The organism is Chryseobacterium sp. PMSZPI (assembly GCF_002835665.1).
Lineage (GTDB): Bacteria > Bacteroidota > Bacteroidia > Flavobacteriales > Weeksellaceae > Chryseobacterium.
Map to the genome: position 1 here is coordinate 53,947 of NZ_PIZV01000026.1, position 11,564 is coordinate 65,510.

Consider the following 11,564-nt stretch of genomic DNA (forward strand, 5'->3'; position numbering starts at 1 on the left):
CTATGAGAAAACTCCTGATTATTCTCTTCGTATTCCAATTGATTTTGATCCAATCTCAGGTAAAAAAGGGCCTGATGATTCCGAAAAATCCGAAAATAGGACTATCGCTTGCCGGTGGTGGTGCCAAAGGTTTTTCACATGTCGGAGTGCTTAAAGTATTAGATTCATTGGGAGTAAAAATAGATTATATCTCAGGAACAAGTATGGGAGCTATTGTCGGCGGGCTCTATGCATCCGGCTATTCCGGAAAAGAAATAGAAAAAATCGTTATGGATACGGATTTCTATTCCCTGATTATGGACCCAAAATCAAGACAAGAAGCAACTTTCTTTAATAAATCGGTTGACAAATATCTTTTATCAATCCCATTAAAAAATGGAAAAATTACCCTTCCTTCTTCCATTAGTACAGGACAAAGGAATGTTTATTTATTGAAAGAATTATTCAAAAATGTTTCCAATATTGAAGATTTTTCTAAGCTGCCTATTCCTTTTTTATGTGTTGCTACCAATCTGGAAAGTGGCAATATGAAAATTTTTGAAAAAGGAGATCTTGTACAATCTATTATGGCAAGTTCTGCTTTCCCATCCTTAATGGATCCTGTAAAAATTGGTGACAGTATCTATATTGATGGAGCAATGACAGTCAATTATCCATCAAAGCCATTAAAGGACAAAGGAATTGATATCGTCATTGGTGTGGATCTGAATCAGGATTTGGCAAAAAGAGAGGATTTAAACAATATTATAGCCATCCTGAACCAGGTTATTGATTTTGGAATCAAAAAAGATGCAACAAAACAGTATCAATACACTGACATTAATATCAAACCTGATCTTAAAGGGATGTCTGCAACCAGCTATGATGATAAAAAAAAGATTCTCGATAGCGGTTATACAGAAGGATTAAAATATACCAAAATTTTAGACGAATTACCTAAACGTCCGTTTGATCGCCTTCGACAAAGGGTTAATCCCATTTATTCTAATGTCTATAAAATTGATAGCATCTCAATAGAGGGCGGAAAAATTTTTGGGAAAAACTATACTTTGGGAAAAATGGGACTTCGTCTCCCCTCTCTGCAAACTTACGGAAGCATCAACAAAATGGTTGATAAACTTGTTGCCACCAACAACTATAAATTTATCAATTACGATATTGTTCAGGAGAATGATGCTAATTATTTAAAGCTTTACGTCACAGAAGATGATGCCCGACATTTTTTAAAATTCGGATTACATTATGATGAAGTTTTCAAAACAGGACTTCTTTTGAACTATTCCGCAAAGAGACTTTTATTCAAAAATTCAAACCTATCAGTAGATATTATTGTTGGAGACAGACTCAGGTATTATCTGAATTATTTTATTGATAACGGATATATTCCCGGATTTGGTATTTATTCTTCCGGAATGAGCTTTGACTTGAAAAATGTTGACAATAATGTAAGTGACAAATGGGAATGGTCCAGAAATGAAGCGTATATACAGTCCATTTGGAAGGATAAATTTGCTCTGGGAGGTGGTATCAGCCACGACTACTTCAGAGCGGAAATTAATGGCGAAAACAAGCGCTATAGCCGTTTTCTGAATCCATATGTGTTTTTAAAAAGCGATACTCAGGATGATAAGGAATTTCCTACAAAAGGAGTCTATTTTTCTGCTGAAGGAAAAGTAATTGATCTTTTAAAATCTGAACTTGATAAAAGAATCATTCAGGTAAAAGCAGATCTTAGAATAAATATTCCACTTGGAAGACAATTTACATATCGTTTGAATCTATTTGGGGGAATTACAATTGGAGAACATCTTCCCCAATATTATCAATATAGGTTAGGTGGTATTTTTGAGCAGAACATTATCAATTTTAAAAGTTTTGGAGGCTTTTATTTTGCTCAATTGAATACTAACAATGTGATCATTGCCTCAAATGACATCCAGTTTAGGTTCAATAAAAACTATTTTATCAGCGGAAATTTTAGCTTTGCCAATCTTTCTAATGATATCAAATTCGAAGATGCAGTTAAAGTAAATTATAGCTCATTAGGAATTACGGCAGGATACAAATCCCCTTTCGGGCAGATTAAAGTAAACTTTAGCCACTCACTTAAAAATAATCAAAAAGGCATATTCAGTGTTATTTTAGGACACTGGTTTTAATACAATGATACAATTCTTTTACGAAAATTTACCGGAGTCGGTAAATACAGATTACAAAAAATGGCTGGAAGATCTTATACTTTCAGAAGGAAAAAAACTTGGAGAAATCAACTATATTTTCTGTGATGATGAATATCTTCTAAAGATCAATCAGGATTATTTACAGCATGATTATTATACCGACATCATCACTTTTGATTATGTAAAAGGTAAAACAATAAGCGCTGAGATTTTCGTATCTTTGCAGCGCATTTCTGATAACGCCTCTACCCTTTCCCGAGAATATGAAGAAGAATTAAGAAGGGTTTTAGCCCACGGAATTCTACACCTCGCAGGGTATAAAGATAAGACGGAAGAGGAGGAAAAAGAGATGCGAAGAATGGAAGATTTGTACTTAACAAAATATAAGGAATCGAATAATTAAAATTAAATAATCACTTCAAGTCCTATATCTAAAGTACTCACTTTTAGTAACAATACCAACCTACTTAGAGTGCATTCTCCAAAAATGTTTCACGTGAAACATTAGTAAAAAAGGATAAAGTTTAAAGCTTAACAAGCGAGATAAAAATGATTTCAGAAATATATGATGTAATAGTTGTAGGTGCCGGACACGCAGGTTGCGAAGCTGCCGCTTCTGCTGCAAACCTTGGTTCGAAAACCTTACTTATTACAATGAATATGCAGACCATCGGACAGATGAGTTGCAACCCGGCAATGGGTGGAATCGCAAAAGGACAAATTGTAAGAGAGATTGATGCAATGGGTGGATACTCCGGAATTGTGGCAGACAAATCTGCTATCCAATTCAAAATGCTGAATCTTTCAAAGGGTCCTGCCATGTGGTCCCCAAGAACCCAAAATGACAGAATGCTTTTTGCTGAAGAATGGCGATTAGCATTAGAGAACACTCCCAATCTTGATTTCTTTCAAGACATGGTGAAACAACTCATTATTGAGAATAATAAAGTAACAGGAGTTATCACTTCTTTAGGAATCCAAATCAAAGGAAAATCTGTAGTCCTTACTAACGGAACTTTCCTTAACGGATTAATTCACGTCGGTGATAAACAATTAGGCGGAGGAAGAATGGGTGAACCAAGAGCATTCGGAATTACCGAACAATTGGTAACCCTTGGCTTCGAAGCCGGAAGAATGAAAACCGGTACTCCACCAAGAGTAGATGGAAGAAGTTTGGATTATTCCAAAATGGAAGAACAAAAGGGAGATGAAAATCCTCAAAAGTTCAGTTATCTTGACACTCCTAAACTAACAAAACAGCTAAGTTGTCATATTGTTTATACGAACGAAACAGTACACGATATCTTAAGAGAAGGCTTCGACAGAAGTCCAATGTTCAACGGAACGATTCAAAGTTTAGGACCAAGATATTGTCCAAGTATTGAAGATAAAATTAATCGTTTTGCAGAAAGAAACCGACATCAGCTTTTCGTAGAACCTGAAGGATGGAAGACTGTTGAGATTTATGTAAACGGATTCAGCTCTTCGCTTCCGGAAGATGTACAAATCAAAGCAATGAAACATATTCCGGGATTTGAAAATGTAAAAGTTTTCCGTCCGGGTTATGCTATTGAATATGACTACTTCCCTCCTACCCAATTGAAGCATACCTTAGAAACAAAATTGATTGACAATTTATATTTTGCAGGACAAATCAATGGGACAACGGGATACGAAGAAGCAGCCGGTCAAGGTTTAATTGCAGGAATCAATGCTCATAATAAAGTTCACGAAAAAGATGAATTTATCCTAAATAGAGATGAAGCTTATATCGGAGTTTTAATTGATGATCTTATTACAAAAGGAACTGAAGAACCATACAGAATGTTTACTTCACGTGCCGAATACAGACTACTATTAAGACAAGATAATGCAGACATCAGATTAACTGAAAAGGCATATCAATTAGGATTAGCAAAAGAAGATAGATTAAGAAGAGTAGAATCGAAAATATCTGAAAGTCAATCACTTGAAGAATTTCTTAGAGAAACTTCTTTAAAACCAGGCGTTATTAATCCTATTCTCGAGTCTATAGAAAGTAGCCCGGTAGATCAGGCCTACAGAGCTTCTCAAATCCTTACAAGACCAAATATGACCTTAGAAAAACTTGATGAAATTGATTTCATCAAGGAAAAATCTTCTGCATATAATGATGAAGTAAGGGAACAAGCTGAAATCAATATCAAATACAGAGGGTATATTGAGAAGGAAAAGGAAAATGTTGCTAAATTAAATCGTTTAGAAAATATTAAAATTCCTGAAGATTTTGATTATACCAAGCTTTCAAGCCTTTCAGCGGAAGCAAAACAGAAGATGTCGAATGTACGCCCTAAAACGATTGCACAGGCAGGAAGAATAAGTGGGGTTTCTCCGGCCGATATAAACGTTTTACTAGTGTATTTAGGCCGTTAAAAAAGAAATGTTTCACGTGAAACATTAAAAAAAATAAAGCAAAAATTAAGGTATTTATGAGTGTATATCACCCTCTGAATATCTTAATTTTTTAATATAACAGATAACGACTTCAATGAAAATAAAAGATCATTTTCTTTCACAAGAAATATTTGAAATAAAAGAAACAGAAACAAAAGGGGTATTCAAAACCTCCCCTATTCCATCCAATATTTCCAAATATTACGAAAGCGAAGATTATATTTCTCATCATCAGGATTCAGGAAGTCTGAAAGAAAAACTATACAAGTTTCTTCAATCTTTTAATCTGCAATACAAGAAAAATATTTTAATTGACAGAATTAAAAAAGGATCCAAAGTTCTTGATTATGGATGTGGTGCCGGAGAATTTGTAAAGTACATTGAGAATGATTTTGAAACTTTCGGCTTTGAACCAGATGCAGATGCAAGAAAAGCAGCACAGGGAAAAATAGTAAAATCAACTATACTAGACAATATCCACAAAATTGAAGATAATAGTTTAGACGCTATCACTTTATGGCATGTATTTGAACATGTCGAGAATCAGGATGAAATGCTAGCCATTTTTCACGAGAAATTAAAGGAAAAAGGATTGCTGATCATTGCAGTTCCCAATCCTACTTCTTATGATGCCATACATTATAAAGAATATTGGGCAGCTTATGATGTACCGAGACACATTTATCATTTCTCAAAAAATGGAATGGAAAATTTAATTTCTAAAAAACCAGACTGGAAACTAAGAAAAATAAAACCTCTCGTTCTGGACTCATATTACATCTCAATGTTAAGCGAAAAATATAAAAAATCACCTCTTTTTTGGTTAAAAGCACTAGTTTACGGAACAATTTCGAACGCAAAGGCTCTTTTTTCAAGCGAATTTTCTAGTTTGATATATATTATCGAAAAAAGATAGAAAATCGATTTTTAAGCCATTTCTGAAGGTCAATTTTCAGCATTTTATATAAAAAATCATAAAAACTTAGGAAACCGTTCCTGAGTTTTTATTTTTTAAATTATCCTGGAGTTCAACTTTTCCAAAAAACACAAATTAAAATAAATTTTAAAAGAGAACTCCCCTACTCTATTTCATAAAAAAACAGAATTGGGAGAGAAAGGAAAAATATCAATAAAAAAGAAATAAAAAATTTCACGTATTGAAAATCAAAAAGTTGACTTTTCTTAAAAATTCTCATTAATAAGATTTTTAATGATTTACTTATTAAAGAAAATTTTAAAATAGCAAAATTGAGGGGAAATAAAGAAATTAAAAGAAAAATTCTTGCAAAAACACACTAATTAGGCCTTTAATTCGATTTTACATACAAATACCCTAAAAAATAATATTTTTCGATTTTTAAGGTAATTCTGAAGGTCAATTTTTGTTTATTTTTAAAGAAAATGATGTTTACTTCAAAATATTTTGCCAAAAAAATTTTGAATAAAAAAATTCATAAAAATTCAAGGACAGGACCACCCTACTCTATTTTCTATTACTAAGAAAATTATATTTTCATAAAAAGAAATTTGGATTTTTAAAATTTACAATCATCAAAAAATTATTAGAAGAAATTCGACTCAAAAGAAAAATCTGAATATTTAATATTTTATCATATAAAAATTCAATATCGAAAAATAAAGATTCAATCTAAATCAAAACTCCCCAATATTTTCTCTACTAAAAAAGTACTGCCATTCTAAATTTTGAAAAAAAGTAAATCAGACTTCGACTCAACTTAACCAGAAAAAAAAATAGAATTAAATATTTAAATTGAATTTTAAAAATTAAAATATAATTTCACTAAAAAATTGTGTTCCAAATTTTCACATCATAATTTAAAAAACCAAATTTCCTATTATTCAAAAAAAGAAAAATTTTAAAAATTTACATCCGAAAATCAAGTCACAAATTGAGAAAAAAAAGAACAAAATCAGAAACCTTTTTACCTGTACTTACTGAGATTCAAAATTAAAATATCCTAACCTTATCATAACATATAGTTATATCTGAAATCATTATAATTCCTGATTAATTCTAGTTTTTTTGAAAGTATTCAAGGATAAAAAAACCTGCTAAAATTATTAGCAGGTTTAAAATGTTTAGTATTTCATTCTCTATTAATTATTGATAGCAGCCACACCTGGTAACTCAAGTCCTTCAAGACTTTCAAGCATTGCTCCACCACCTGTAGAAACATAACTTACTTTATCAGCGTAGCCAAACTGCTTAACGAAAGCAACACTATCACCACCTCCTACTAAAGAGAAAGCTCCTAATCTTGTTGCTTCAGCAATACTGTCACCCAGTGCAACAGTTCCGCCAGCAAAATGTGACATTTCAAAAACTCCGATTGGACCATTCCAAAGAATTGTTCTTGAATTTAATAATACATCATTGAACTGATCTCTAGACTTATGCCCAGCATCCAATCCCATCCATCCTTCAGGAATTGCATAAATATCTGCTTCTTTTCTCTCAACATCATTACTAAAGCTTTCAGCGATAATAGCATCAGATGGTAAATACACTTTTACTTTATGCTCTTTTGCTTTACCTAAAATTTCCAATGCCAGTGGAAGTTTATCTTCTTCTACTAATGAGTTTCCGATTTTTCCGCCTAAAGCCTTAATAAATGTAAATGCCATACCTCCTCCAATAATCAAATTATCTATAGCTGGAAGTATATTTTCTATAATGGTAATTTTAGTTGAAACCTTAGATCCACCTAAAATTGCGGTAACTGGTCTTTCACCACTTTTCAATACTTTATCGATGGCTTGAAGTTCTTTATCCATCAATAAACCGAAAAATTTAGTTGATGGAAAGAATTTTGCAATTACTGCAGTAGAAGCATGAGCTCTGTGTGCTGTTCCGAATGCATCATTTACATAAGCATCTCCTAATTTTGAAAGTTGCTCCGCAAAGGCTTCATCCCCTTTTTCCTCTTCATTATGAAAACGTACATTTTCTAATAATAAGATCTCTCCAGGTTTCAATTCAGCAGCAGCTTTTTCTGCTTTTTCACCTATACATTCATCAACGAATTTCACTTCTTGTCCAAGGACAGAAGAAACTTCACCTACAATATGTTTAAGAGAAAACTCATCTTTAACTTCACCTTTAGGTCGGCCAAGGTGCGTCATTAAAATGACAGAACCTCCATCCTTAAGAATTTTTTCAACAGTTGGCTTTACTGCCACTATTCTGGTATTGTCTGTTACGTTTAGCTGATCGTCCTGTGGTACATTGAAGTCCACTCTTACCAGGGCTTTCTTATCCCTAAAATTGAAATCATTGATTGTTTTCATATGTAGATTTATTTTATTTTTCTCAAAGAATGTATTCAATCGCCATATTCTCCTCTGGTTCTTTTCCAGCAAATTTCATCAGACCCACTTCATCAACTTCTTTGAATTTTCGTTTCACAAATGTAAGGTTTTAAACTTTTTCAACAGATCCATTCAAATAAAACTTTTCAAAAACTTTCCCCATCCCCAATCACCCATTAATCAACAATTTTTTCTCTTTTAAAAAAAAGAATAATGTAGTTGTTGTTAAGTGTTGTTAGTTTCGGGGATAAGTTTTATGCTAAAAGTTGATCACATATAATTTTTATTAAACTCATAATTAATCCACATTATAAACTTCTGTAAATAGAGCTTTTAACATAGTTATTCACAACTGTTAATAACTTTGCTTAAAAGTAAATATTAGTTATTTTATTATGGATAAGACTGGGAGTAACTGAAGAAAATAATTGGAAAGTTGTGATTAAAATTTCGGAAAACATTTTCTATTACGAAATAAATTGATCTTTAAAAATAGAAAGTTGATAAAAGTTTTCCACACTTATTAACATGCCTTTTCACAATTAACTCCCCGTTTACTAACATCAATTGTTATTATTCTTACCTTTGTAAGGAAATAAAATCTAAAAAGGCTTAATAAGAGTATTATGAAAAGAAAAATTGCTATCGCTGCAGACCATGCTGGGTACGAATACAAAGAGATTGTTAAAAACTACCTCTCAGAACAGTTTGATGTTCAAGATTTTGGCACGTTTTCCACAAACAGTGTGGATTATCCGGACTTTGTTCACCCTGCTGCAACCTCTGTGGAAAACGGAGAGAATGAGCTGGGAATTTTGATCTGTGGAAGTGGAAACGGAGTACAGATCACAGCGAACAAACATCAGAAGATCAGATGTGCATTATGCTGGATGCCGGAGATTGCAACATTGGCAAGACAACATAATGATGCTAATATGATCTCCATGCCGGCAAGGTTCATCTCAAAAGAACTGGCGATTGAAATTGTAGATAAATTTCTTTCAACAGATTTCGAAGGCGGAAGACACCAAAACCGAGTTGATAAAATCGCTGTTTGCTAAATATACTAAGGCTTGTAATTCGTATTGCAAGCCTTATTTATTTTTTATTTGTACATTTGCAGTGCCAATAGAAATTACACTCTATTATTCTCATCAAGAGCCTTTACAATATTTAAATATATTTTATAAGAAGGTTTCTCTTCTCTTCTCCAAATTTGTAGTAAATTTATATAAAACTAAAGCTCCCGTTTTAAGTAGATTTAAAAGTATAGTGCTAACGGTTTAGTAAAGAAATCAGAACATAAAAATAAACTATCTTTATCTATAATATTATAGAGCAAAGTTTGGAAAGGTTTTATTGAAGATACAACCTAAACAATTAAAAAGAAAATTAAAAATGCCAAAAAAAAGAAAATATATAAGTCATAAAAATGATTTAAAAATGATGGAGATCGGAAGATTGATTCTCCGTTTCATGAATGCAAATTCATCAAAAATTTATAATTATAAGCAAATCGCGGACGGAATAGATTATAAAAATCCGAGACAAAGAGAACTTGTCATTCAGGCTTTGCATAAACTTCAGGGTTCCGAAAAGATCAAAGAAGTTGAGCGTGGAAAATATATTGTGAATTTAAAAATCGCAGGCACTCTTACCGGAATTATTGATTTTAATCAAAGCGGAAATGCTTATGTAAATGTGGAAGGAATGGAAGATGATATCTTCATTCATGCCAAAAATGTGAAAGATGCCTTACAAGGAGATAAGGTTCTTATTATAACTTATCATTATAAAGGAAAGAAATTAGAAGGCTCCGTTTTGGAAGTTTTGGAAAGAACCAGAACAGAGTTTGTAGGAACTTTTCAGAAGGTTTCCCACAAGGATTTTGGATTCGTTGTTTGTGATAAAAAATCGATCAACACGGATATCTTTATTCCAAAGACAAAGTTTAATAATGCCGAAGATGGAGATAAAGTAATTGTCAAAATGACAGAATGGAAACCTGGTGATAAAAACCCAGAGGGAGAAATTATACAAGTATTAGGGGCTCCGGGGGAACATGAAACTGAAATCCACTCTATTCTCGCAGAATATGGATTGCCTTATGAGTTCCCACAAGAAGTGGAATTGGATGCAGATAAAATTGACAGAAGTATTACTGATGAAGAAGTTGCAAAACGTTGGGATATGCGTAAAATCTGTACGTTTACCATTGACCCTAAGGATGCGAAAGATTTCGATGATGCCCTATCCATAAGAAAACTGGAAAACGGAAACTGGGAAATCGGGGTTCATATTGCTGATGTATCCCATTATGTGGTTCCGGGAACAATTTTGGACGATGAAGCTTATCAGAGAGCTACTTCCGTATATTTAGTGGACAGAGTGGTTCCGATGTTACCGGAAGTATTGAGTAATGATGTTTGTTCTCTTCGACCGAATGAGGATAAATATACTTTCTCTGCGGTTTTTGAACTTAATGATCAGGCAGAAATCCAGAAACAATGGTTCGGAAGAACGGTCATTCACTCTGATAGAAGATTTACCTATGAAGAAGCTCAGGAACGTATAGAAACTGGCGAAGGCGATTTAGCGGAAGAGATTAATGCTCTTGACAAGCTGGCAAAGATTATGCGTCATGAACGTATCAGAAAAGGGGCGATTACTTTTGATAGAAGTGAAGTAAGATTTAATTTGGACGAAAACAATGAACCTATTGGAGTTTATTTTAAAATAAGTAAAGATTCTAATCACCTGATTGAAGAATTTATGCTTTTAGCCAATAAAAAAGTATCTGAATTCGTATCCTTAACCAGAAAAGGTGAAATAACGAATAATACATTTATTTATAGGGTTCACGACGATCCGGATCCTGCAAAATTAGAATCATTAAGAGATTTTGTAGCCACTTTTGGGTATAAAATGAATCTTGCCAATACGAAGAAAGTAGCGGAATCTTTGAACAAATTACTTCATGATGTCAAAGGTAAAGGTGAAGAAAATATGATTGAAACGTTAGCTATGAGAAGTATGAGTAAGGCGGTATATTCTACAGAGCCGATCGGGCATTACGGTCTAGGCTTTGAATATTATACTCACTTTACCTCGCCTATTCGTCGTTATCCGGATTTGATTGCTCACCGTTTGCTTCAACATTATTTGGATGGAGGAAAATCTCCAAACAGAGCGGAATTAGAAGAAAAGGCAAAACATTGCAGTTCGATGGAAAGATTGGCAGCTGATGCAGAAAGGGATTCCATCAAATTTATGCAGGTGAAATTTATGGAAAAACATCTTGGTGAAACGTTCACGGGAGTGATTTCCGGAGTGGCGGAATTCGGTTTCTGGGTAGAAATTCCTGAAAACGGTGCAGAAGGTTTGATTAAATTAAGAGATTTAGTGGATGACTCTTATATGTACGATGCAAAAACACATGCTGTCTACGGAATAAGACACGGAAATAAATATCAGCTGGGAGACGAAGTTCAGATCAAAGTGGTGAAGGCTAATTTGATTCAAAAACAGCTCGATTTCCAGATTGTGAAATAATGATGAGAATAGATAAATATATTGTATTTAGTATTTTAAATGTAATATTATTGATAACAGTAATATTTA

The 11,564-nt window shown here is 33.1% G+C and carries 7 protein-coding genes; 6 read left to right on the forward strand and 1 reads right to left on the reverse strand.

The features are described from left to right. The first annotated feature begins 2 nt into the window (after window positions 1-2). The 4 genes from CW752_RS05690 (at window position 3) to CW752_RS05705 (ending at window position 5,529) form a co-directional block, all read left to right on the forward strand. Window positions 3-2,159, forward strand: a complete 2,157-nt coding sequence (locus CW752_RS05690; RefSeq protein ID WP_101238790.1) for a patatin-like phospholipase family protein — start codon at window positions 3-5, stop codon at window positions 2,157-2,159. Between the two features lie 4 nt (window positions 2,160-2,163). Then, a complete protein-coding gene (ybeY, locus tag CW752_RS05695; protein ID WP_101238791.1) occupies window positions 2,164-2,583 on the forward strand; it encodes an rRNA maturation RNase YbeY in 420 nt (139 codons plus the stop codon). Window positions 2,584-2,729: 146 nt separating this feature from the next. Further along, entirely contained in the window at window positions 2,730-4,592 is a 1,863-nt protein-coding gene (gene mnmG / locus CW752_RS05700; protein WP_101238792.1) for a tRNA uridine-5-carboxymethylaminomethyl(34) synthesis enzyme MnmG, read from the forward strand. Window positions 4,593-4,707: 115 nt separating this feature from the next. Beyond that, window positions 4,708-5,529: a class I SAM-dependent methyltransferase gene (locus tag CW752_RS05705; RefSeq protein WP_101238793.1), complete on the forward strand. Its 822-nt coding sequence runs from the start codon at window positions 4,708-4,710 to the stop codon at window positions 5,527-5,529. 1,202 nt (window positions 5,530-6,731) lie between these two features. Here CW752_RS05705 and CW752_RS05710 read toward each other — a convergent pair. Continuing rightward, window positions 6,732-7,922, reverse strand: a complete 1,191-nt coding sequence (locus tag CW752_RS05710) for a phosphoglycerate kinase (RefSeq protein WP_101238794.1) — start codon at window positions 7,920-7,922, stop codon at window positions 6,732-6,734. Window positions 7,923-8,569: 647 nt separating this feature from the next. On the opposite strand from CW752_RS05710, the gene rpiB reads away from it, so the two are divergent. Further along, a complete protein-coding gene (gene rpiB, locus CW752_RS05715; protein WP_101238795.1) occupies window positions 8,570-9,004 on the forward strand; it encodes a ribose 5-phosphate isomerase B in 435 nt (144 codons plus the stop codon). Window positions 9,005-9,341: 337 nt separating this feature from the next. Then, entirely contained in the window at window positions 9,342-11,495 is a 2,154-nt protein-coding gene (rnr, locus tag CW752_RS05720; protein ID WP_101238796.1) for a ribonuclease R, read from the forward strand. The last annotated feature ends 69 nt before the right edge of the window (window positions 11,496-11,564 follow it).